The sequence below is a fragment of the Verrucosispora sp. WMMA2121 genome (assembly GCF_027460185.1).
Classification (GTDB): domain Bacteria; phylum Actinomycetota; class Actinomycetes; order Mycobacteriales; family Micromonosporaceae; genus Micromonospora; species Micromonospora palythoicola.
Genome location: NZ_JAPZBH010000004.1, coordinates 1286126 through 1309619, shown reverse-complemented (window position 1 = coordinate 1309619; position 23494 = coordinate 1286126). Strand labels below are relative to the sequence as shown.

Here is a 23494-nt window from a genome sequence, read left to right as displayed (position 1 = left end):
CAGCAGGGCGCTCGGAAGGAGCCCGACATCACCAGCGATCTTCCGCCAGTCGCGGCGGTGACCCGGCCGACCCGGGGGCCCGGGATGACCGGTCCCTCCGTGGTGTCGTGGCCGTACCCGCAGGGCGGGCTGGGTGGCAACCCGAACCTGCCCCCCGGGGAGCGGCTGCGGGTGCTGCTGGTCGAGGACGACGAGGGGGACGCCTTCCTGGTCGGCGAGCTGCTGGCCGAGACGAACTCCGGCATCGACCTGCTGGTGGCGACCAGCCTGAGCGAGGCCCGTCGGCGGATCGCGGGAGTCGACTGCGTCCTGCTGGACCTGGGTCTGCCCGACGCGCAGGGGTTGGACGGGCTGCGACAGGTGCTGGAGATGTCCGGCAGCGCGGCCGTCTGTGTGCTCACCGGTCGCACCGACGAGCACCTGGGCATCGTCGCGGTTGCCGAGGGGGCGCAGGACTACCTGGTCAAGGGCCAGGTGGACGGGATCCTGCTGACCCGGGCGCTGCGCTACGCGGTGGAGCGCAAGCGGGCCGACGAGAACGCCCGCCGGCTACGTGAGGTGGAGCTGCGCCAGGCCGAGTCGGCCCGGTTGGAGCGCGGCCTGCTGCCCCAGCCGCTGATGTCGACCGACCAGATCGCGGTGCACACCTTCTACCGGCCCGGAAGGCACGCCGCCCTGATCGGCGGCGACTTCTACGACGTGGTGCAGACCCGTCCGGACCGGGTCGATCTGATCATTGGTGACGTCTGTGGCCACGGCGTGGACGAGGCGGCACTCGGCGTCGAACTGCGGGTGGCCTGGCGGGCGTTGATCCTCGCCGGGGTGCCGGACGACGAGGTGCTTCCCGCGCTGGAACAGGTGCTGATGAGTGAGCGCCGGCTTCAGGAGATCTTCGCGACCGTGGCGACGGCCCGGCTCGACCTCAACGCCGGCCGGGCGACGGTGCGGCTGGCCGGCCATCCGCCGCCGGTGCTGCTCGCCGAGGGCCGGGTGACTCCGGTGCCGGCACCGGGTGGTCTGCTGCTCGGCGTACGGCCGCGCCGGCCGGTCGCCTTCGACCTGAAGTTCGACACCGAGGACTGGTCTCTGCTGATGTACACCGATGGTCTGATCGAGGGTCGGGTCGGCGCGGGCGACGAACGCCTCGACGTGCCCGGCCTGACCCGCCTGCTGGCCGAGCCGGCCAGCCGGGCGGTTCCGCTGTCCGACCTGCCGGCCTGGCTGGTCGGTCGGGCGGAGCAGCTCAACGACGGTCCGTTCGCCGACGACGTGGCGATGCTGCTTGTCACGCGGGGTGGTGGCCGGTGACCACCACGGGTGCCGGCTGGAGTCTGCGCGGCCGACTGGCCGTGCTCGTCGTGGTCGTCGGGCTGCTGTTGATCGGGGTGGCCGCCGCGGAGGCGGTGGTCGCCACCCGTAACCGGGCGCACATCGACGCGGTGCTCAACCAGACCGGTCCGCTGCGGGCCCAGTCCCAGGAGCTGCTCGCGGTCCTGGTCGACCAGGAGACCGCGATCCGGGGGTACGCGTTGACCGGCGACCGGGAGGACCTGGTTCCGTTCGACACCGGCCGGCAGCGCGAGCAGGAGCTGGCCACCTTGATGGACCGGCTGCTGGCCGGCTACCCGGAGCTGCACGACGAGTTCGGCACGGTGCGGCAGCGGGCGGAGCAGTGGCGCCAGGCGGTCGCCCTGCCGGTCATCGCCGCCATCGAGACCGGTGGCGCCGCCGCCGGCCAGCAGCTGCTCACCGATCGGTCGCGGCAGCAGTTCGACCAGATCCGGATCGCCGTCGACGTGCTGCAGAACGGCATCCTCGAGGTCCGCGACGCCGCCGCCGCCGACGTACGCCGTACCAGCAACCTGCTGGTACTGCTGCTGGTCATCGCGGCACTCGTGGTGCTCGTCGCGGGCGTGGTGCTGCTCACCTCGCTGGAGCGGATGGTGATCCGGCCGCTGACCAGCCTGGCCGGGCAGGTCCGGGAGGTCGCGGTCGGCGACTACGGCCACGGCATCACCGGCACCGGTCCGCCGGAGTTCCGGCGTCTCGGCGCGGACGTGGACGCCATGCGGCAGAAGATCGCCGCGGACCTGGCCGAGGTGCGGGAGGCACGGGAGCGGATCGAGTGGGTCAACACCCAGTTGCAGAAGCAGGCCGAGGAGCTGACCCGGTCCAACCGTGACCTGGAACAGTTCGCCTACGTCGCCTCGCACGACCTGCAGGAGCCGCTGCGCAAGGTGGCGAGCTTCTGCCAGCTGCTCCAACGGCGCTACGCCGGGCGGCTCGACGAGCGGGCCGACCAGTACATCGCCTTCGCGGTGGACGGCGCGCAGCGGATGCAGCGGTTGATCAACGACCTGCTGGCGTTCTCCCGGATCGGCCGGCTCACCACCGGCTTCACCGAAGTCGACCTGAACCGCCTGATGGCGGAGGTGGCGGCACAGACCGAGCCGGCCCGGCAGTACGCCGACGCCGAGCTGACCTGGGGCGAGCTGCCGGTGATCCGCGGTGAGGAGCCGCTGTTGACCAACCTGCTGGTCAACCTGGTCAGCAACTCGGTGAAGTTCCGTCGGGCGGATGTTCCGCCGAAGGTGCACGTCTCGGCCCGGCTGATCGGCGAGGATTGGGAGATCACCTGCCAGGACAACGGCATCGGGATCGAGCCGGAGTTCGCCGACAAGATCTTCGTCATCTTCCAGCGGCTGCACGCCAAGGACGCCTACCCGGGCACCGGGATCGGGTTGGCGATCGTCAAGAAGATCGTGGAGTACCACGGTGGTCGGGTCTGGGTGGACACCGACGTGCCCGAGGGGACGGCGATCCGTTTCACCCTGCCCGCGCTGCCCGCGCTGCCCGCCGACGTCGAGGCGGCGAAGAGCGCCACCGGCGCGGACGGGTCGGCGGCGGACGGGCCCGATCCGGCGGAGGTCGGAACGGACGTGGCGGCGGGCCGGGCCGATGACGAGGTCGTGGCGGGTGACGGTACCGTCGGCGCCGAGGCCGGCGGCGGATCGGAGCGCCCCTCGGCCGTCGCCGGCCTGGCTCAGGCCGGCGGTGGGACAGGTGGCATGAAGGAGGCGGTGGGATGACCGCGCCGGCGGACGGCAACAGCCCGATCGAGGTGCTTCTGGTCGAGGACGACCCGGGCGACGTGTTGATGACCCAGGAAGCGTTCGAGGAGCACAAGCTGCGCAACCGGCTCAACGTCGTCTCCGACGGTGCCGAGGCGCTGGCCTACCTGCGCCGCGAGGGCCAGTACGCGGACGTGGAGCTGCCGGATCTGATCCTGCTCGACCTGAACCTGCCCCGACGGGACGGCCGGGAGGTGCTGGAGGAGATCAAGAGGGACGAGCAGCTCCGCCGGATCCCGGTGGTGGTGTTGACCACCTCCCAGGCCGACGAGGACATCCTGCGCAGCTACCAGCTGCACGCGAACGCGTACGTGACGAAGCCGGTCGACTTCGAGCAGTTCATCTCGGTGGTCCGGCAGATCGACGAGTTCTTCGTCAGCGTGGTGAAGCTGCCGCCGCGTGGCTGACACCCTGCTCGACGACGTCGCCGGGCTGTTGCGGGAGACCGCCGACCGCGTGGTGCTGCCCCTGTTCCGCCATCTCGACGTCGCCGACGTGAGTGAGAAGGCCCCCGGTGAGCTGGTCACGGTCGCCGACCGGCGGGCCGAGGAGATGATCAGCGCCGGGTTGCTCCGGTTGCGCCCCGGTTCGGTGGTGGTGGGCGAGGAGGCGGTGGCCGACGATCCCGACCTGCTGCGTCACCTGCGCGCCTCGGGAGACGTGTGGCTCGTCGACCCGGTCGACGGCACCGCGAACTTCGCGGCGGGCCGCCGCCCGTTCGCGTTGATGGTCTCCCTGCTCACCGACGGTGAGCCGGTGGCCGCGTGGGTGTTCGACCCGCTCGCCGACGCGCTGGCGACCGCCCGCACCGGCGAGGGCACGTACCTGGACGGCCAGCCGTTGCACCTGCCCGACGGGGCGCCACCGGTGGGTGAGCTGCGCGGCGCGGCAATGACGAAGTTCCTGCCGGGGCCGTCCCGGCGCACGGTGGAGGCGGGTGGTGCGCGCCTCGGCGAGCTGCTGCCGGGGCAGCACTGCGCCGGCCGCGAGTATCTCGACGTGCTCACCGGCCAGCAGCAGTTCGTGCTGTTCTGGCGGACACTGCCCTGGGACCACGGCCCGGGCACCCTGCTGGTGCGGGCCGCGGGCGGCGTGGCCCGCCGTCTCGACGGCACCGACTACCACCCCGCCGACACCGAACACGGCCTGCTGGTGGCCGTGAACGCCGAGGTCTGGACCGAAGTCCACACCGCCCTCCTCCCCACCTGACCCCCCTTCTTCGCGTCGATCATGAGGTTGGCGGCAGTATCAGAGATCAAACTTGCCGCCAACCTCATGATCAACGCAGGGGGTGGGTGCGGAGGGTGAGGGGGTGGTTGCGGTGGGGTGAGGAGTGGTGGGGGTGGGGGGTTGCTGGGGTGGTTGACGGGGCTGGTTCCGGTATCCTGACCGGCGGCCTTCCGCCAGCAGGCCGCCGACCGGCGCCGGCGGGGGTCGCCGCCGCGCAGTGCTGACCATGGGGGCCGGCGGCCGACGAAAGGATGCTTTCGTGCGCAGGTCCATGCCCGTCCGGCGGCACGCCCACCGGCCGCTGATCGTCCTGCTCGCCGCCGTGGCGCTGCTGCTCGGCGTGGGTGCCGTGCCGGCGTACGCCGAGCCGAACGAGGGTGGCAGCAAGAAGCTGCGGGATGCCCTGGAGGCCACCGCGAAGGCGCACATCGACGCCAAGCGCAAGCTGGACGGTTCCAAGAAGCGGCAGAAGCAGATGGCCAAGGAGCTGTCCGCGATGGAGGACCGGCTGGACGAGCTGACCGTCATGGTCGGTGAGGTGGCCGCCCAGTCCTACCGGGTCGGCCGGCTCAGCCCGGCGGCCGTCCTGCTGGACAGCGCGACGCCGGAGGCGTTCGTGCAGCGGGCCGCCAATCTCGACATGATGGCCCAACGGGACGGTCGCCGGATCCGGGAGCTGACCGAGGCCCGGGAGCAGGCCCGGCAGGCCAAGTTGGCGATCAATGCCGAGGTGCGCGAACAGACCAAGCAGTTGGCCGTGATGGCGAAGAAGAAGAAGGAGGCCGAGGCGGCCCTGGCGGCGGTCAGCTCGGGTAGCGGTGGCGGGTTCAGCGGTGGCAGTTCCACCTCGGCGAAGCCGGCGCCGCGCAACTCCGACGGCTCCTGGCCCGGCGAGTCGTGCTCGGTGAACGACCCGACCACCTCGGGCTGCATCACGCCCCGCACGCTGCACGCGCTGAAGCAGACCCAGGCCGCCGGGTACAAGAGGCACGTCTCCTGCTACCGCAGCGGCGGCTCCGGCGAGCACCCCAAGGGGCGGGCCTGCGACTTCTCCGCCGCCACGAACGGCTTCGAGGACCGCACGGCGACCGGTGGCGACAAGTCGTACGGTGACAGCCTGGCCGCCTGGCACGTCCGCAACGCCGACCGGCTCGGCGTGCTCTACGTGATCTGGTACCGCCAGATCTGGCACCCGGGCACCGGCTGGCGGGCGTACAGCGGTAGCGGCAGCCCCGCCGCCGACCACACGAACCACGTTCATCTCTCGATGTACTGACCCGCCGGCCCGGGGCCGCTGCGTACCATCGCCACGATGAACTCTCCAACGCCTGACGTGGCGGCCCCGTCCGCGCCCTCCTCGGCGCAGGTGCCCCGGGCCCTGCCCAACAGGCTCGCCGCGTTCCTGGTCTTCTACTCCAGCGGTGCCGTCCTGGTGCTGGAGACCGCCGCGTTGCGCCTGGTCGGGCCGTACGTGGGGGTCACCCTCCAGGTGACCAGCTCGGTCATCGGCATCGCGCTGGCGGCGATCGCGTACGGGGCGTGGGCGGGCGGCTGGCTGGCCGACCGGCGCAACCCGCGTACGCTGCTGGCCCCGGCGCTGGTGCTCTCCGGCATCGCCACCGCGATCACCCTGCCGGCGGTGCGCTACGCCGGTGAGGTGCTGCGCGGCGGTGCGGCCAGCGCCGTGCTGCTGCTGGTCGCGGTCGCCGTTTTCGCACCCGCGATGCTGCTCTCGGCGGTCAGCCCACTGGTGATCAAGCTCCAGCTCGCCGACCTGCGCCGCACCGGCCAGGTCGTCGGGCGGCTCTCCGGCATCGGCACGCTCGGTGCCGTCACGGCCACCCTGGTCACCGGCTTCGTGCTGGTGGCCGCTCTGCCCAGCACGGTGATCCTGTTCGGGTTGGCCGCGTCCCTCGGCATCACCGGCGTCGCGCTCGGGGTGTACCTGCACCGACAGGACCGGGACGCCCTGCCCGGACCGGCCCGGGTCAAGGCCGCTCTGGCGGTGCTCGGCCTGGCCGGAGCCGGGCTGACCATGGTCGCCCCGAACCCCTGCGATGTCGAGACGGCCTACCACTGCGCCCGGGTACAGGCCGACCCGGGTCGGTCCAGCGGGCGGACGCTGCTGCTCAACTCGGCTCAGCACTCGTACGTGGACCTCGCCGACCCGACCCACCTGGAGTACGCGTACACCCGCTGGATCGGGGCGGTGGCCGACGTGCTCGCCCCGTCGGGCCAGCGGCTCGACGCGCTGCACCTGGGCGGCGGCGGGTTCACCGTGCCGCGATACCTGACCGCCACCCGCCCCGGCACCGACAACCTGGTGTTCGAGATCGACGGCGGGCTCGTCGAGCTGGGGGAGCGGCGGCTCGGCGTACGCCAGGGACCGGACCTGCGGGCGGTGGTGGGTGACGCCCGGATGCTGGTGGCCGACGAGGCGACCGACAGCCGCGACTTCGTGGTGGGCGACGCCTTCGGACACCTGGTGGTGCCCTGGCACCTGGCCACCCGGGAGATGGCCGCCGAGATCCGCCGGGTGACCCGCCCAGGTGGCGTCTACGTGCAGAACGTCATCGACTACCCGCCGCTGCGCTTCATCCGCAGCGAGGTGGCCACCGTCGCCGCCGAGTTCGCGCACGTCGCCCTGGTCGCGCCGCCCGAGGCGCTGGCCGGTGAGCGGGGTGCCAACTTCCTGATCGTCGCCTCCGACACGCCGCTGCCGCTGGCCGCGCTACGGGCCCGGCTCGACGACGCCAACGAACCGACCAGCCTGCTCAGCGGCGGTGACCTGACGGACTTCGTCGGGGACGCGCTGGTGCTCACCGACGACTACGCTCCGGTGGACCAACTGCTCGCCACCGCCTGATCGGGTGACATCCGTGACCGAATCAGACCAGAAAGGTGTAGGCGGCCTCACGTCGGGCAACAACGCCGACCATGGGTGATGCGGTGAGCAGGGGAGCGCAACTGCTCGGTGAGCGGTACCGGCTCATCGAGCAGCTCGGCGCGGGCGGCATGTCGGTGGTCTGGCGCGGCTACGACGAGGTGCTCGGTCGGCAGGTGGCGGTCAAGGTGCTCGCGTCCCGGCTGGCCAGCGACCGGGCGTTCCGGCACCGGATCCGGATCGAGGCCCAGGCCGCCGCCCGGCTCTGCCACCCCAACATCACGAACGTGTACGACTACGGCGAGTCCGTGCAGGTCGGGTTGACCGTGCCGTACGTGGTGATGGAGTTGATCGACGGCGGTCCGCTGACCGCGCGGCTGGCCCGCGACGGACGCCTGCCGTGGCGGGAGGCGGTGACGGTGGCGGCCGAGGTCGCCTCCGCACTGGCCACCGCGCACGCCCGCGGTGTGGTGCACCGCGACGTCACACCCGGCAACGTGATGCTCACCGCGACCGGCGTGAAGGTGGTCGACTTCGGCATCTCGGCACTCGTCGGTGAGAGCGAGAAGGGGCCCGACGGCACCCTGCTCGGCACCCCGGCGTATCTCGCTCCGGAACGGCTCGACAACGGCCAGGTCAGCCCGGCCACCGACGTGTACGCGGTCGGCCTGCTGCTGTACCGGATGCTCACCGGTCGGCTGCCCTGGCAGGCCGACACCACCACCCAGATGCTGCGCGCCCACATGTACCGCGAGCCGGAGCCGATGCCCGACGTGCCGGACCTGCCCGCCAGCGTCGCCGCCCTGGTCCACCGTTGCCTGGCGAAGCGACCGGCGGACCGGCCGGCCACCGCCGAGCTGGCCCGGGTGCTCGCCGAAGCGGCCGGCAAGGTGCCGACGGTGCCGGTGGGCGCCGACAGCGCCGACCCGTCGTCGCTGGCCGACGCCGGTACCACGATCCTGCCCTGGTCCGCGGCGACCGACGCGCTGCCCCTGGCCGGTCCGCGTACCCGGCGTCGGCTGAGCCGTCGGCGCCGGATCGAGGCGGTGACGGCCGCCGCCGGGCTGATGGCCGTCACGGCGGCGGTCTGGGGCGTCACGTCACACAGCCCCGCCAGCGGCGGCATCGATCAACCGACCCAGGCGCGCATCGGTGGCGAACAGGAGATCCCCTGCCAGGTCACGTACGCGCTGCGCAAGGATTCCGGCAAGGACTTCACCGCGGAGCTGAGCCTGACCAACACGGGAGACCGTGAGCTGCGCGACTGGACCATGAGCTTCGCGTTCCCCGGCGAGCAGCAGGTGACCACCGCGACCCCGGCGCCGGTCCGGCAGCAGGGCCGGTCGGTGGCGGTGCAGGCGGTCCCGCAACGGCCCGCCCTGGCACCGGGCGCCACCGAGAAGCTGAACCTGACCGGGCGATACACCGGGACGAACCCGTTGCCGGTGGAGTTCCGGGTCGGCACGGCGGTCTGCGGGGTCCAGGTCTCCGGAGTGGCGGGCACCGCACCCACCACCAAGCCGGCACCCACCAAGTCGGCTCCGGCCAAGACGGTGAAGGCGTCAGCCGGCAAGGCCGGCTCCGGCGACACCAAACCCAAGGCGAAGAAGCCGAAGGCCGAGAAGGCCAAGCCGGACGACGGCAAGGCGAAGGGCAAGGGCGGGGGGAAGCCGCAGCCGGCCAAGCCCGGCAAGGGCCCCGGCCGGTGAGCTGACCGGTCAGGACAGCGTGGCGAAACGCTGGATCTGCTCGATGGTCCCCTCGACGATGAGGATCGTGTCATCGACGAGTTGCATCTCGTCCGAGACGTACCGGTACCGCTGCTCGCCGGCCCGCTTTGCGCCGATCACCCGTACGCCGTAGCGTTTCAGCAGGTGACTCTCGCTGGTCGGGCGACCGGTGAGCGACCGCGGAACGCGGACCCGCGCCACCGCGAAGGCCTCGTCGAACTCCACGAAGTCGAGCGTCCGGCTGATGATCAGATGGGCGAGCCGCTCGCCGGTCTCCGCCTCGGGAAAGATCACGCGGTGCGCCCCGACCGAGGAGAGGATCTTCGCGTGCTGGCCCGAGGTCGCCCGGGCCCAGATCTGCGGTATGCCCAGCTCCACCAGGGCGAGCACGGTGAGCACGCTGGCCTCGACGGAGGCGCCGATGGCCACCATCACCCGGGGCACGTCGGTCAGGCCGAGTTGGCGTAGGGCGGCCTCGTCGGTGGCGTCGGCCTGGGCCACCTGATCGAGCATCGACGACCACTTCTGCACCTGCTGGGCGTTCCGGTCGATGGCCAGCACCTCGCGGCCGAGAGCGGCGAGCGACTCGGCCAGATGGCTGCCGAACCGGCCGAGGCCGATCACGGCGACGCCGCCCGAGTCCGATGTTCTATCCGACAATTGGTTGCTCCTCCGGGTAGCGGTAGAGCCGGCGTCGGGTGTTCAGCGCGATCGCCGAACCGAAGGTGAGCGGCCCGACCCGGCCGACGTACATCAGCACGGTCAGCAGCAACTGGCCGCCGTCCGACAGGGATGACAGGACACCCACCGAGAGTCCGGTGGTGCTGAACGCCGACGTGACCTCGAACAGCGCGGCGTAGAACGGGAGCTTGTCGGTCATCGCGATCAGCGCGGCGGTCCCGGCGGCCACGATCGCGACGCTGAGCAGCGCGACGGTGAGGGCCTGCCGCTGGCTGGCGGTGGCGATCCGGCGGTGCCCGACCGTGACGTCCGGCTCGCCGCGGACCTCCGCCCAGATGACGAAGGCGAGCAGGAAGAAGGTGGAGACCTTGATTCCACCGGCGGTGCTGGCACTGCCGCCACCGATGAACATCAGCCCGGTCAGCAGGGTGTAGCTCTCCTCCCGCAGCACCTCGGTCGGCACCACCTCGAAACCGCCCGTGCGGGCCAGGGCGATCTGCGCGAACGCGGCGACCACCTTGCCGGGTACGTCGTACTGGCCGACGGTCCACGGGTTGGCCCACTCGGCGGCCAGGAACGCGACCGCACCGAAGGCGACAAGCGCCGCGCTGCCCCAGATGGTCAGCTTGGTGGCGACCGCCCAGCGGGCCGGCTGCCGCCACTCCCGGACGGCCTCGAACATGGCCGGGAACCCGAGACCGCCGATGATCGCGCCGAGAGCCAGCGGCAGGCTGACCCACGGGTCGCGGGAGAAGGCCAGCAGACCGTCGCGGTAGAGCGAGAATCCGCAGTTGTTGAACGCCTGGATGGAGTGGAACCCGGCGGACCAGAGGGCATCCCAGAACGGTTGGTCGTAGGCCAGCCAGAGCCGCCCGGTGACGATGACTGTCATCGCCAGCTCGCAGGCGAACACTGTGGCGGCGATGCGCAGCAGCAGCCGGCGTACGTCGCCGAGCCCGTACTCCGCGGTCTCGGCCTGCAACAGCAGCCGGTTGTGCAGCCCCAGCCGCCGGGACACGGTGAGGATCACCAGGGCGGCACCCGTCAGGATGCCGAGCCCGCCCAGCTGGGTGAGCACGGTGATGAGCACCAGCCCGGAGCCGGACCAGTAGTTCGGGGTGTCGGTGACGGTCAGGCCGGTGACCGAGATGGCTGACGTGGCGGTGAACAGCGCGGTCATGAAGGGGGCGTGCTGGTACTCGATGGTCATCGGGCGCAGCATCAGCAGGCCGGTGCCGATCAGGATCGCCACCAGGAAGACCAGCGGCACGAGCCGCACCGGGTGACGAAGAAACCGACGCACCAGACAATCTTCCGATTCCGTCCGACGCTCCGGGCCGGAACCGGCATCCCGAACCCCGTGTCGTCGGCTCCGCCCTGCTCTGCTTCAACGGACGCAACGGCGGATTCACCGCGTGGTCAGGCGCGGACCAACTGCCGGTCAGCCCGGGCAGGTCTGCTGAGGCGGTCCCCCGACGAGTCAAGGAGACCGCGTTGCGACGTACCCTTTCCGCCCTCGGTGTGTCGGTGACCCTGCTCGCCGCCGCCGTGGCCATGCCCATGGTCGCCACGGCGAAGCCGGCCGCCGGCCCGGACCCGGCCCGCGTCGGTGACCAACCCATCGTCATCGGTCACCGGGGTGCCAGCGGCTACCGGCCGGAGCACACCCTGGAGGCGTACCGGCTGGCGATCCGGATGGGTGCCGACTACATCGAACCGGATCTCGTCGCGACGGCCGACGGTGTGCTTGTCGCCCGGCACGAGAACGAGATCAGCGGCACCACCGACGTGGCGGCGCGGCCGGAGTTCGCCGACCGCCGGACCACGAAGACCATCGACGGGGCGTCGGTGACCGGCTGGTTCACCGAGGACTTCACCCTCGCCGAACTGCGGACGTTGCGGGCCAAGGAGCGACTGCCCCAGGTACGGGTGACGAACACCGCGTTCGACGGCCAGTTCCAGGTGCCCACCTTCCAGGAGGTGATCGACCTGGCCCGGGTAGAGGGCAGGGCGCGCGGCCGGGTGATCGGTGTCTACCCGGAGACCAAGCACCCGACGTACTTCGCCTCGATCGGCCTGCCGCTGGAGGAGCCGCTCGTCGAGGTGTTGCGCCGGAACAAGATGACCAAGCGACACGCTCCGGTGATCATCCAGTCCTTCGAGACGGCCAACCTGCGGCGGCTGGACCGCATGATCGACGTCGAGCTGGCCCAGCTGCTCAACGCCGCCGGCCAGCCCTACGACTTCACCCTGGCCGGGGACACCCGCACGTACCGTGACCTGGCGACCCCCGCCGGCCTGCGCTGGATCTCCCGCTACGCGGACGGCGTCGGCGTGCACAAGGACCTGATCGTGCCGCGGAACTCCGCCGGTGGCCTGCTCGCCCCGACCACCCTGGTCAGGGACGCGCACCGGGAGAAGCTGATCGTGCACGCCTGGACCTTCCGGGCGGAGAACCAGTTCCTCCCGGCCGACTTCCGGATCGGCACCGACCCGAACGCCCGTGGCGACATCCAGTCCGAGTACGAGCTGTTCTACCGCCTCGGCCTCGACGGCGTCTTCACCGACCACCCCGACACCGCGGTCGCGGCCCGCGCCGCCCTACCCCGCCCCTGACCCCGACCGGCACACCACCCGCACCGATCGGCCCGCCGCCCACTCCGGCCGGCGGGCCGCCCCTACCCCGCCCCCGCCCCTACCCGCTCTAGCCTGCAACTTCGGGGATACTGCTGCCTCGGGCGCTGGCGACCCCGCAATTTCGGGGATACTGCTGTCTCCCGCCGCCACCACCGCGTCCGGAGTGATACGGGGCGCTGCCATTGCGGGTCGCGGGCGTAGAGTCGGCGGGGCGGGTGGACAGGCTGCGGAGGACCGTCGGGTTGGGGCGCTGATGTTCATGGATGCGACGTTGGTTCGCATCGGCCACGGGGTCGAGTTGCACCATCAACAAGGCCAGCGGGAGGCCGCCCGCGACGTGTTCGCGCAGGTGTGGGACGAGGTCGGCGGGGAGCGGGGAGATCCTCTGCACGTCTGCGTTCTCGCGCACGCGATGGCCGACGTGCAGGACGACGTCCACCAGGAACTGCTCTGGGACCTACGGGCGCTGGCTGCGGCCGAGCTGCTCACCGACGCGGACGTCGCGCGGGCCGGGGTGCCGATGTCGGTGGCGAGTCTGTATCCGTCGTTGCACCTCAACCTCGGTGAGTGCTACCGCAAGCTCGGAGATCTCGAACTAGCCCGCGAGCATCTTCACCATGCGCAGGCGGGAATCGGCGCGCTGGGCGATGATCCGTACGCGCAACTGATCAAGGGCGGCTTGGAACGGCTCGCGCGGCTGTTGTCGTCCGAGTAGGCGAGCGCTGCCGCAGACCTGCCCTCCGGGGTTCGTCGTGCGCAGGATGCCGCAACTCGCGCCGTCAAGCGGGAGGGATACCCCGACATGCCGCAACCGGTGTACGACGGGTCCGGGCCGGGCGTTGTGCGGCCGACAACTCGGGTGACGTCGACCGGGTGGACCCGTTGCGGGTGCTCCCTGACCGTCGACTGGTGCTACTCGGCCGCCGGATCGGCGACGTAGGTCCCGCGCCCAGGCTGTCCGACGATCAGATCGCGATCGTGCAGAAGGGACATCGCTCGGTACGCGGTGTTGACGCTGACGTCGTACATGTCGGCGATCTGGCTGGTTGACGGCAGCTTGTCACCGGGCTTCAACTCGCCGCTCTTGATCTTTGCGGTGAAGTCGTTGGCGATGACCTTGTAGGGCGCGGGTGCTGTAGGCATGGTGAAGACTCCGGTTGGTTCGGCATCTTCGATCCTGCCCCACCTACACAAGTAACTGCAACAGGTTGTGCGCCACGCCGTTACTCAGGGCTCGACTAACTCCAGATACTGGTGTAGGTTTCCATCGTCTGGCTCCGGTTGGTTCGGCAAACCCTCGGAGGTGGACCCGAAGTGGGCTCCGGGGCCGTACCGCCGACATGGGCTGCGGTCGTGGGGTCGGCGGCCCGGCCGGCGTTCCCCTTCCGGCGGCCGGGCCGCCTCCAGCCATGCGGCCGGCGTGAACCGGCGTTGAGGAGGTTCAGGTGCGCAACGTGTTCGCCCTGCTTCGCCCAGGAAAAGCTCGACGAACCCCGAACGGCGGAAGGTCCACGGCAATTTTTCGATCACCGAACGGCGCAGCACCGTCGGGCGGTGGACCTCCACCGACAGGCAGGTTGGTGCCGCGTGGTGGGCCTCCGCCAAAGGGCGTGCCGCCATCGAGTGGCGGTTGGCCGCAGAGGGGCGGGCCGTCACCGAGTGGCGGTCGCTCGCCGAACGGCGGCTGGTATCGGTCGGCGTCGTGCCGGTCGTTGACCGTGGGGCAGATTCGGGACCGGCAGTTCCGGTCGGTACGACGGGGATGCGATCCGGCGGAGGTGCACGCCTTCCTGAGTCGGGTCGCCGGTGAGCTGGCCGCCGCCCGGCGGGAACTGGTGCTGGTCGCCGAGGAGAACGCGCGGATCAAGCGGGCGCTCCGCAGCTGGCAGGCGCGGTTCACGCCGGGGATGCGGCGGTGAGCGCCGACCGCTTCGTGGTGCATCTGCCGGTGCGGGTCCGGAACGTCGCTGCCGCGAAACGGTTCGCCCGGACGATCACCCGGGCGCTGAGCTTCTTCGAGAACATCGAGGCGGCCGGGACGACCGTCTCAGTGGAGGACAAACAGGGCGTACGCCACTGGGTCTTCTGCGACCAGCCGCTCGACGGCGGCCGGCGGTGTGCCCGCGACGCCGACCACGACGGACCCTGCCGCCCGCGCTGAGCGGGGCCCGGAGATCGGTCCCGCCTGGCCGACCCGAGCGTGGGGGTGGGCGACACATCGTCAGGGAGGGAGCCCCTGTCGTCTCATCAGGCCGCCGGCACGGGGTCACTGATCCTGTAATCCGAGCCCACCCCAACCCTGTTACTTGTGTGTTTCGACCACATGGCCCGTGGGTGACGTCACTTCTAGCGTGAGCCGACACATAAGGTTTCCTCCCTCTGAGTCCTCACGTGGAGTCGCAATGACGGTCCGGACGACACGGCGGGTGTTCCTCTCCGCCGCCACGATGATGGCCGCGGCGATCGCCGCCACGGCCTGTGGCAGCCCCCAGGACACCGCCAACGGTGGCGGCGACAGCGCCGCGCCGGTGAAGGTTGGTCTGGTCTACTCCCAGTCGGGAGCGCTGGCCAGTTACGGAAAGCAATACATCGAGGGGTTCAGGGCCGGCCTGGACTTCGCCACCAACGGCACCAACAAGGTCGGTGACCGGGCGATCGAGATCACCGAGGTCGACGACGCGGGCGACCCGGCGAAGGCGGTGTCCGCGGCCAAGGACCTGATCGGCAAGGGCAACAAGATCATCGCCGGATCGACGGCCTCGGGCGTGGCGCTCCAGGTGGCCCCGATCGCCGCGCAGAACAAGGTGCTGTTCATCTCCGGCCCGGCCGCCACCGACGCGGTGACCGGCGCGAACAAGTACACGTTCCGCTCCGGCCGCCAGTCGTACCAGGACGTGGTGACCGCGAAGTCGTTCATCGGCGACCCGGCCGGCAAGAAGGTCGTGGTGTTCGCCCAGGACGGCGCCTTCGGCGACGCCAACGAGGCCGCGGTCAAGGCCGTCATCGGCGGAGCCGGCGCGAGCGTCAGCGCCGTCCGGGCGCCGGCCAGCGCGACCGAGTTCACCCCGTTCGCCAGCCAGATCAAGTCCGCCAAGCCGGACCTGCTCTTCGTCGCCTGGGCCGGCACCACCGCCCCGGCGATGTGGCAGACGCTGGACCAGCAGGGCGTGCTGACCTCGACCACGGTCGTCACCGGCCTCGACATCCGCGCCTCGTGGCCCACCTTCGGCGCCGCCGGCAGCAAGATCTCCTTCCTGTCGCACTACTTCGACGGCGCCAGCGACACCGAGGCGGCCAAGGCCGCCAAGGCGAAGGTCCCCGGCGGCACGCTCGACCTGTTCCACCCGGACGGCTTCGCCGCCGCCCAGATGGTGGTCCGCGCCGTGGCCGAGGGTGGCGACGACGTCGAGAAGATGGTCACCGCGCTGGAGGGCTGGAGCTTCGAGAGCGTGAAGGGCAGCATGACCATCCGCGCCGAGGACCACGCGCTGCTCCAGCCGATGTACCAGGCGAGCCTGACCGGCAGCGGCGACACCTTCACCGCGACCGCCCAGAAGGCGCTCACCGCCGACGAGACCGCACCGCCGGTCCAGGCGATGAAGGGCTGAGGCGCAGATGCTCACCACCCGCGGTCTGACCTGGCGGATCGGTGAGGTGTCCATCGTCGACTCCGTCTACCTGGACCTGGCACCCGGGGAGTTCCTCGGCGTGATCGGCCCGAACGGCGCCGGCAAGACCTCACTGTTCAACCTGATCACCGGCCTGCGTCGGGCCACCGAAGGCCGGGTGACCCTGGACGGCAAGGACATCTCCGACCTGCCGCCGTACCGGCGGGCCCGACTGGGCCTGGGCCGTACCTTCCAGGCGTCCTCGGTGTTCGGCTCGCTGAGCGTGCGGGAGAACGTCCGGCTCGCCGTGCAGGCACACCGCGGGGGTTCGCTCAAGTTGTGGCGGCGGGCGGCGGCCGACCGGGAGGTCGCCGCCGCCGCCGACGCGGCGCTCGACCGGGTCGGCCTGGCCCACCGGGGTACGGCGCTGGCCGGCACGCTCGCCCACGGCGAGAAGCGGAAGCTGGAGATCGCCCTGCTGCTGGCCGGTGAGCCACGGGTGATGCTGCTCGACGAGCCGATGGCCGGGGTCAGCGCCGAGGACGTGCCGGAACTGGTCCAGGTGATCCGTTCGTTGACCGGGGACAGCGGCCGGGCGGTGCTGATGGTGGAGCACCACATGGACGTGATCCTCGAACTGGCCGACCGGATCGCCGTGATGCACCACGGCGCGCTGCTGGCCTGCGACACGCCGGAGACGGTGATGGCCAACCCGACAGTACAAGAGGCCTACCTCGGGGAGTCGCTGTGAGCGAACCCGTATTGACCGTGGAGAACCTGTCGGTCCGGATCGCCGGGCTGCACATCCTCCAGGGCGTGTCGTTCACGGTCGCGCCGACCGGGGTCACCGTGCTGCTCGGCCGCAACGGGGTCGGCAAGACCACCACGCTGCGCGCCGTCGTGGGGCTGACCCCCCGCAACGGGGAGGTGCGCGGCACGGTCCGGATGGGCGCGCAGAGCCTGCTGTCGCAGCGGACGCATCGCCTGGTCCGCGGCGGGCTCGGCTACGTGCCGGAGGACCGCTGCGTCTTCGCCGGGCTCACCGTCGCGGAGAACCTGCGGCTCGCCGAGCGGCGCGGCACCCGCCCGGCGTACGACCGGGTGTTCGCCCTCTTCCCCGAGCTGGACCGGCGTTCCCGGCAGCGGGCCGGCTCGCTGTCCGGGGGGCAGCAGCAGATGCTCGCCATCGGCCGGGTGCTGCTCAACGACAACCGGCTGCTGCTCGTCGACGAGCCGACCAAGGGGTTGGCGCCGAAGGTGGTGACCGAGGTGGCCGAGGTGCTGGAACGGGTCGCGGAGTCGGTGCCGGTGCTGCTGGTCGAGCAGAACCTGGCGGTGGTCCGGCGGTTGGCCCGCGACGCGGTGGTGCTCGCCGCCGGGCGGGTCGCCTGGGCCGGTGACGCCCAGGAGTTGTTGCTGGAGACCGCGTTGACCCGGTCCCTGCTCGGCGTCGGATCGGCAGAGGGCCACCAGCACGCCGGGGCGGCGACCGCCGATCACCCGGCCGGTGCCGCGGCGGCCCCGGAGGACGGTAGCTGATGGACGCGATCATTCTGTTGACGCTCACCGGTCTCGGCCTGGCCGCCCTGTACTTCCTGGTCGCCTCCGGACTGTCGCTGGTCTTCGGCCTGGCCGACGTGCTCAACTTCGCCCACGGGCTCTTCCTCGGCGTCGGCGCGTACGCCACCTGGTGGGCGGCGGGGAATCTGCCCGGCGCCGGCCCCGACGGGCTCGGGTTCGTGGTCGCGGTCGCCTTCGGGGTGGCCGCCGGCACGCTGATGGCGGTGCTCGTCGAGCTGGTGCTGATCCGGCCGCTCTACTCGCGCACCATCGAGCAGGTGCTGGTCACCGTCGGCCTGTCGCTGGCCGGTGTGGCGTTGTTGCAGGCCACCTGGGGTGCGGACGCCCGACCGTTCCCGCGCCCGGCCTGGACCCGCGAGGTGACCTCGATCTTCGGCGCGCAGGTGCCCAACGGTGGGCTGCTGCTGATCGTGGCCGCGGCGCTGGTGCTCGGCGCGATCCTCGCCTTCCTCCGCTGGACCCGCTACGGCCTGATCATCCGGGCCGGGGTGGAGAACCGGGAGATGGTGACCGCGCTGGGCATCGACGTGCGCAAGGCGTTCACCCTGGTCTTCGCCATCGGCGGGGCGGCGGCGGCGCTGGCCGGAGCGCTGGGCAGCGTCTACTTCGGCACCGTCTCGCCGCAGCAGGGCGGCTCGTTGTTGATCTTCGCGTTCATCGTGGTGGTCATCGGCGGCATGGGCTCGGTGGTCGGGTCCGCGTACGCGGCGGTCGCGGTCGGGCTGCTGCAACAGTTCGTCAACTACTACGGCACCTCCGGGCTGGGTGACATCTGCGTGGTGGCGCTGCTGGCCGTGGTGCTGCTGTTGCGCCCGCAGGGCATCGCCGGGAAGGCGGTTACGGCATGACCGAGGTCAAGAGTCCCGAGGTTCCCGCGCCGCCGGCGGCGGTGCCCGACGAGCTGACCGAGCGACCGGGCCGCTGGAGCCGACTCCGGCCGTTCCTGCCGCTGGTCGCGCTGGCGGTGGCGCTGATCCTGCCGTACTCGACGCTGCACCTGCCGGGCATCTTCGAGGGCGCGCTGAACTCGCCGGGCACCCTGCAACTGCTCGCCGTGTGTCTGGTCTTCGGCGGGCTGGCGGCCGGGTACGACCTGCTGTTCGGGCGTACCGGAATGCTCTCCTTCGGCCACGCCCTCTACTTCGCCGCCGGTGTCTACGGCACCGACATCCTGATCACCCGGGTCGGGCTGCCGCTGTGGCAGGCCGCACCGCTGGCCATCGTCGGCGGCACCATCCTCGCCGGCCTGCTCGGTGCGGTGGCGCTGCGTACGGTCGGTATCGCCTTCGCCATGGTGACGCTGGCCTTCGCGCAGGTCGGCGCGATCCTGGTGGCCCGGGACTTCGGTGGGCTCACCGGCGGTGAGGAGGGGCTGCCGCTGGACGTCAGCGGGCTGCCGGACGGGCTGGTCGGGGTCACCAACACGGTCAACCTGTACTGGTTGGCGCTGGCGTATCTCGTGGTGGTGGTCCTCGTGGTGCACCGGGTCAGTGGCTCGCCGACCGGGCGGGTGCTGGCCGGGCTGCGCGACGACGAGCGTCGCATCGGCGTGCTCGGGCTGGATCCGTACCGGTTCAAGCTGGTCGCCTTCACCCTGGCCGGTGGCCTCGCGGCGGCGGGCGGGGTGGTCTACTGCCTGATCGTCGGCGGTGCCTCGCCGCACATCACCAGCAGCGAACTGACCCTGTCGCTGCTGGTGATGGTGGTCCTCGGCGGACCGGGTACCCGGTGGGGCCCGGTGCTGGGCGGCATCCTCTACATGTACCTCGACCACCGACTGGTGTCGTTCGGCACCTCCGACGCGGTGAACGCGCTGCCGGCGTTCCTCAGCCGGCCGCTGTCCCAGCCGCTGTTCGTGCTCGGCACGGTCTTCATCCTGGCCGTCTACTTCTTCCCCGGCGGCCTGGCCAGCCTCGCTCCTCGGCTGGCCCTGCTCCGCGACTCCCTGCGCCCCGGCACCCGAAGCCGGGGTTGATCAGAGATTGGCGGGGCGGCACAACGGCGTGTCGTCCCGCTAACCTCATGATCGGTGGCCCGGACCAGCACTGTGGTCCGGGCCGGCCCGGCGTCCGGGCGGCCACCCTCGCGCTACGGCACAGCGGTGGCGGGTCCGGACGGTCGCGTACGGGGCAGGCGGTGACGGGGAGGACGGCATGAGCGAGCGGTTGGCCGTGGTCAGCGGCGGTGGTACGGGGATCGGGGCGGCCGTGGCGCGGGCGCTCGTCGTGGACGGGTGTTCGGTGCTGGTCGTGGGCCGGCGCGCGGAGGTGCTCAGCACAACGGTCGAGCGGATCGGCGCCGAGAGTGGCCGTCCCGAGGCGGTCCGGGCCGTCACGGCCGACCTCACCGACCCCGACCAGGTGGTCAGGGTGGTCGAGGCGGTCGACGGTCGGCCGGTCGACGTGCTGGTGAACAACGCCGGTGGCTACCACAGCGCGGACAACGCCACGCTCGCCGGGATCGCCGCGAACTGGCGGGCGACCCTGGACACCAACGTGCTCACCGCGGTGCTGCTCACCGAGGCGTTGCGACCGGCCCTGCGTCGGCCCGGCGGGCGGGTGATCCTGATCAGCTCCATCGCCGCGCAGCGCGGCGGTGGCGACGCGTACTCGGCGGCGAAGGCGGCACTGCACGGCTGGGCGTACAGCCTCGCGGCCCAGCTCGGGCCGGACCAGGTCACGGTCAACGTGGTCAGCCCGGGCTACGTGGCCGAGACCGAGTTCTTCGCCGGCCGGATGACCCCGGAGGGCCACGCGCAGCGGGTGGCCGCGACCCTGGTCGGCCGGGCCGGGGTGCCGGACGACGTCGCCGAGTCGGTGCGCTACCTGGCCAGTCCCGCCGCCGGCTACGTCACCGGCCAGGTGCTCGGGGTCAACGGGGGGTCGGTGCTCGGGCGCTGACCGGTCAGTCGTTGAGCATGTCGTACGCGGCGGAAGGGGCCGGCTGGGCCTGCTCCTCGGTGAACGCGACGACCGCTGGCGCCGTACCGAAGTCGAAGTACTCGACCACGTACTCGGACTTCTTCTTCTTGCCGGCGGCCGGAATCTCCAGCGTCAGCGAGGACAGGTTGCCGTCCGCGCCGACCACCGCGCTGAGCGGAAGCTGCCCGTCGGCGTCGCCGAGCGCGGCCAGTGCGTCCGCCAGTTCCGGCGCGGCGGACAGGTCCACCACGCCGGTGTACGTGCCGGGCTCACCGGCCTGCACGTCGGTGGCCGCGCGGATGATCGCGTCGGCGTTGCCCGGGTCGGTGCCCTCGTAGGTGGGCAGGGAGTCCGGCCCCTCGATCTTCGCCGGATCCAGCTCCATCCACTTGGTGGGCAGCTTCATCAGCTTCTGGATGTCCTTGGCGCCCTTGAAGTTGACCTTCATCCAGGTGCGTGACTCCACCATCCGGAAGGACATCTCCAGCGTGAAGTCCTTGTCCTTGGTGACGGTGTCGATGTCCATGCCCCGGTTCGCCGGATCGACCACGCCGGAAACGTCGCCCGATGAGTCGCTGGTGGTGAAGCGGAAGGCCGGGTCCTGTTCACCGGGCACGGCCGCCAGCAACTCCTGCTTCGGGTCCGGCGGTGGGGGAGCCGCTGCCGGGGTGGCCTCGTCGTCGCAGCCGGCAACCAGGGTCGCGGCCATCAGGGCGGCGGCCACGGCCGCGAGACGGCGGGTCGTGGCGGTGGTGCCGGTTCGCTGAGTCATCTCGTCTCTTTCTCGGGGATCGAACGGGAATGGTAGAACACACTCCCGGCCGCGGTCCGGCTCCGTCGCGGCGGCGCTGGTAGAAACGTCGGATGGGCCAGGAACGGACGGCGGTGCGGCAGCGGGCCGAGGCGGTGTTGCGGCGGCTGGCCGGCGCGCGGGCCCGGCTCCGCGAGGACCAGTGGCGGGCGATCGAGGCGCTGGTGGTGGACCGGCGTCGGGTGCTCTGCGTGCAGCGCACCGGGTGGGGCAAGTCGGCCGTGTACTTCGTGGCGACCGCGTTGCTGCGCGACCGCGACGGTCAGGGCGGCGGGACCGAACCCACCGGCCCGACGGTCATCGTGTCGCCGTTGCTGGCCCTGATGCGTAACCAGGTCGACGCCGCGGCCCGGGCCGGGATCCGGGCCCGCACCATCAACTCGGCGAACCTGGACGAGTGGGATGCCATCACCGCCGAGATCCACGCCGGTACGGTGGACGTGCTGCTGATCAGCCCGGAACGGCTCAACAACCCGGACTTCCGGGACGGCGTGCTGCCGAAACTGGCCGCCACCACCGGTCTGCTGGTCGTCGACGAGGCACACTGCGTGTCGGACTGGGGGCACGACTTCCGGCCGGACTACCGCCGGCTGCGTACGTTCCTCGGCAACCTGCCCGACCGCACCCCGGTGCTGGCGACGACCGCCACCGCCAACGCCCGGGTGACCCGGGACGTGGCGGAGCAACTGGGCACCGAGCCGAGCGCCGCGACCGGGCCGCGACCGGACGTCCTGGTGCTGCGCGGCAGCCTGGACCGGGAGTCGCTGCGGTTGGGCGTGCTCGATCTGCCGAGCCCGGCGCACCGGCTCGGTTGGCTCGCCGACCATCTGGACCGGCTCCCCGGTTCCGGCATCGTCTACACGTTGACGGTGGCCTCGGCGACCGAGACCGCCGAGTTCCTCCGCTCGCGCGGCTGGGCGGTGGCCGCGTACACCGGGCAGGCCGAGGACGCCGACCGCCGCGCCGCCGAGCAGGATCTGCTGGACAACAAGATCAAAGCCCTGGTGGCCACCAGCGCGCTCGGCATGGGCTTCGACAAACCGGATCTCGGGTTCGTCGTGCACCTCGGCGCGCCGCCGTCACCCATCGCGTACTACCAGCAGGTCGGCCGGGCCGGCCGGGCCGTCGAACACGCCGAGGTGCTGCTGCTGCCCGGTGCCGAGGACGCGGCGATCTGGCGGTACTTCGCCTCGTTGGCCTTTCCACCCGAGGCGCAGGTCCGCGCGGTGCTGGCCGCGCTGCACACCGACCGGCCGCTGTCCACGCAGGCCCTGGAACCCCTGGTGGACCTGCGTCGGGCCCGGCTGGAGCTGATGCTCAAGGTGCTCGACGTGGATGGCGCGGTCCGCCGGGTACGCGGCGGCTGGCTCGCCACCGGCGAGCCCTGGACCTACGACGACGCCCGGCTGCGCCGCGTCGCCGCCGCCCGTACCGCCGAACAACAGGCCATGGTCGAGTACGCGGCGACGCCCGGCTGCCGGATGCGTTACCTCCGGGAATGCCTCGACGATGTGGACGCGGTGGACTGCGGCCGGTGCGACCGCTGTACCGGGCCCCTGCTCGCGTCCGAGGTGTCGGCGGCCGCGCTGACCGCCGCGCAGACCTTCCTCGGCCGCCCCGGCGTGCGGCTCGCACCGAAGAAGCTCTGGCCGACCGGGCTGGAGTCGGTGGGCGTACCGCTGAAGGGGCGCATCGCCCCGGCGGAGCAGGCGCTGCCGGGCCGGGCCGTCGGCCGGCTGTCGGACCTCGGCTGGGGTGGCCGGCTGCGCGGGCTGGTCGGGCCGGGCGCGCCGGACGGCCCGGTGCCCGACGACGTGGCCGCCGCCGTCGTCGAGGTGCTCAAGGCGTGGGCGCACGGTGACGACCCCTGGCCGCACCGGCCGGTCGGGGTGGTCGCGGTCGGCTCCCGGACCCGCCCGGCGCTCGTCGGTTCGCTGGCCGAGCGGATCGCCGCCGTCGGCCGGCTGCCGCTGCTGGGCCAGGTGGTACCCGCCGGGTCGGTGGCCGCCGACGGTCCCCGTGGCAACAGCGCGCAGCGGGTACGCGCCCTGCACGGCTCCCTCACCGTCCCCGCCGACCTCGCCGCCGCGGTCGCCGACCTGGACGGCCCGGTGCTGCTGGTGGACGATCTGGTCGACTCCGGCTGGACCATGACGATGGCGGCCCGGGAACTGCGCCGAGCCGGTGCCGCCGGCGTACTGCCGCTGGCTCTCGCCCTCGCCGCCTGAGGGTGCGACCGGAACCACGATCGGGTCGGCTCGCCGGGTGCCCGACCGGCGC

General features: G+C 71.7%; 22 protein-coding genes. 18 read left to right on the top strand and 4 right to left on the bottom strand.

Annotated features, from left to right (window positions below; genetic code table 11):
- The first annotated feature begins 57 nt into the window (after positions 1-57).
- The 7 genes from O7605_RS06750 (at position 58) to O7605_RS06720 (ending at position 8954) form a co-directional block, all read left to right on the top strand.
- On the top strand, positions 58-1308 hold the full coding sequence (locus tag O7605_RS06750) for a PP2C family protein-serine/threonine phosphatase (protein ID WP_269738372.1): 1251 nt from the start codon (positions 58-60) through the stop codon (positions 1306-1308).
- Positions 1305-3089, top strand: a complete 1785-nt coding sequence (locus tag O7605_RS06745) for a sensor histidine kinase (RefSeq protein ID WP_269738371.1) — start codon at positions 1305-1307, stop codon at positions 3087-3089. The genes O7605_RS06750 and O7605_RS06745 overlap by 4 nt, the downstream gene beginning before the upstream one ends.
- The gene (locus O7605_RS06740; RefSeq protein WP_269738370.1) at positions 3086-3538 is read left to right on the top strand and encodes a response regulator; all 453 of its coding nucleotides are present in this window, start codon (positions 3086-3088) and stop codon (positions 3536-3538) included. Before O7605_RS06745 ends, O7605_RS06740 begins: the two co-directional genes overlap by 4 nt.
- Positions 3531-4340, top strand: a complete 810-nt coding sequence (locus O7605_RS06735) for an inositol monophosphatase family protein (protein WP_269738369.1) — start codon at positions 3531-3533, stop codon at positions 4338-4340. Before O7605_RS06740 ends, O7605_RS06735 begins: the two co-directional genes overlap by 8 nt.
- 292 nt (positions 4341-4632) lie before the next feature.
- Positions 4633-5637 (top strand): coiled-coil domain-containing protein, encoded by a 1005-nt coding sequence (locus O7605_RS06730; protein WP_269738736.1) that lies wholly within the window; start codon positions 4633-4635, stop codon positions 5635-5637.
- Positions 5638-5673: 36 nt separating this feature from the next.
- Positions 5674-7227, top strand: a complete 1554-nt coding sequence (locus tag O7605_RS06725) for a fused MFS/spermidine synthase (protein ID WP_269738368.1) — start codon at positions 5674-5676, stop codon at positions 7225-7227.
- A gap of 71 nt (positions 7228-7298) precedes the next feature.
- Entirely contained in the window at positions 7299-8954 is a 1656-nt protein-coding gene (locus O7605_RS06720; RefSeq protein ID WP_443083878.1) for a serine/threonine-protein kinase, read from the top strand.
- 9 nt (positions 8955-8963) lie between these two features.
- On the opposite strand, the gene O7605_RS06715 is transcribed toward O7605_RS06720, so the two are convergent.
- A complete protein-coding gene (locus O7605_RS06715; protein WP_269738366.1) occupies positions 8964-9635 on the bottom strand; it encodes a potassium channel family protein in 672 nt (223 codons plus the stop codon).
- Entirely contained in the window at positions 9625-10959 is a 1335-nt protein-coding gene (locus tag O7605_RS06710) for a TrkH family potassium uptake protein (RefSeq protein WP_269738365.1), read from the bottom strand. The genes O7605_RS06715 and O7605_RS06710 overlap by 11 nt, the downstream gene beginning before the upstream one ends.
- Positions 10960-11150: 191 nt before the next feature.
- Here O7605_RS06710 and O7605_RS06705 point away from each other — a divergent pair, with 191 nt between their 5' ends.
- A complete protein-coding gene (locus O7605_RS06705; protein ID WP_269738364.1) occupies positions 11151-12272 on the top strand; it encodes a glycerophosphodiester phosphodiesterase in 1122 nt (373 codons plus the stop codon).
- 274 nt (positions 12273-12546) lie between these two features.
- On the top strand, positions 12547-13008 hold the full coding sequence (locus tag O7605_RS06700) for a tetratricopeptide repeat protein (protein WP_269738363.1): 462 nt from the start codon (positions 12547-12549) through the stop codon (positions 13006-13008).
- A gap of 197 nt (positions 13009-13205) precedes the next feature.
- Here O7605_RS06700 and O7605_RS06695 read toward each other — a convergent pair whose 3' ends face one another.
- Positions 13206-13436, bottom strand: a complete 231-nt coding sequence (locus O7605_RS06695; protein ID WP_210829771.1) for a winged helix-turn-helix domain-containing protein — start codon at positions 13434-13436, stop codon at positions 13206-13208.
- Between the two features lie 575 nt (positions 13437-14011).
- On the opposite strand from O7605_RS06695, the gene O7605_RS06690 reads away from it, so the two are divergent.
- The 8 genes from O7605_RS06690 to O7605_RS06655 all read left to right on the top strand — a co-directional run bounded on the left by O7605_RS06690 (position 14012) and on the right by O7605_RS06655 (position 20382).
- Positions 14012-14212: a DivIVA domain-containing protein gene (locus tag O7605_RS06690; protein ID WP_269738362.1), complete on the top strand. Its 201-nt coding sequence runs from the start codon at positions 14012-14014 to the stop codon at positions 14210-14212.
- A complete protein-coding gene (locus O7605_RS06685; protein ID WP_269738361.1) occupies positions 14209-14454 on the top strand; it encodes a hypothetical protein in 246 nt (81 codons plus the stop codon). The genes O7605_RS06690 and O7605_RS06685 overlap by 4 nt, the downstream gene beginning before the upstream one ends.
- A gap of 241 nt (positions 14455-14695) precedes the next feature.
- Positions 14696-15901, top strand: coding sequence for a substrate-binding domain-containing protein (locus O7605_RS06680; RefSeq protein ID WP_269738360.1), 1206 nt, complete (start codon positions 14696-14698; stop codon positions 15899-15901).
- A gap of 7 nt (positions 15902-15908) precedes the next feature.
- Complete coding sequence (locus O7605_RS06675; protein WP_269738359.1) at positions 15909-16652, top strand: ABC transporter ATP-binding protein; 744 nt, start codon at positions 15909-15911, stop codon at positions 16650-16652.
- Positions 16649-17440, top strand: a complete 792-nt coding sequence (locus O7605_RS06670; RefSeq protein WP_269738358.1) for an ABC transporter ATP-binding protein — start codon at positions 16649-16651, stop codon at positions 17438-17440. The genes O7605_RS06675 and O7605_RS06670 overlap by 4 nt, the downstream gene beginning before the upstream one ends.
- Positions 17440-18330, top strand: a complete 891-nt coding sequence (locus O7605_RS06665; RefSeq protein WP_093403525.1) for a branched-chain amino acid ABC transporter permease — start codon at positions 17440-17442, stop codon at positions 18328-18330. Before O7605_RS06670 ends, O7605_RS06665 begins: the two co-directional genes overlap by 1 nt.
- The gene (locus O7605_RS06660; protein ID WP_269738357.1) at positions 18327-19457 is read left to right on the top strand and encodes a branched-chain amino acid ABC transporter permease; all 1131 of its coding nucleotides are present in this window, start codon (positions 18327-18329) and stop codon (positions 19455-19457) included. The genes O7605_RS06665 and O7605_RS06660 overlap by 4 nt, the downstream gene beginning before the upstream one ends.
- 178 nt (positions 19458-19635) lie before the next feature.
- Complete coding sequence (locus O7605_RS06655; protein WP_269738356.1) at positions 19636-20382, top strand: SDR family NAD(P)-dependent oxidoreductase; 747 nt, start codon at positions 19636-19638, stop codon at positions 20380-20382.
- 4 nt (positions 20383-20386) lie between these two features.
- Here the strand turns inward: O7605_RS06655 and O7605_RS06650 are convergent, their stop codons facing one another.
- Positions 20387-21175: a hypothetical protein gene (locus O7605_RS06650; RefSeq protein WP_269738355.1), complete on the bottom strand. Its 789-nt coding sequence runs from the start codon at positions 21173-21175 to the stop codon at positions 20387-20389.
- 92 nt (positions 21176-21267) lie between these two features.
- On the opposite strand from O7605_RS06650, the gene O7605_RS06645 reads away from it, so the two are divergent.
- The gene (locus tag O7605_RS06645) at positions 21268-23442 is read left to right on the top strand and encodes a RecQ family ATP-dependent DNA helicase (protein ID WP_269738354.1); all 2175 of its coding nucleotides are present in this window, start codon (positions 21268-21270) and stop codon (positions 23440-23442) included.
- The last annotated feature ends 52 nt before the right edge of the window (positions 23443-23494 follow it).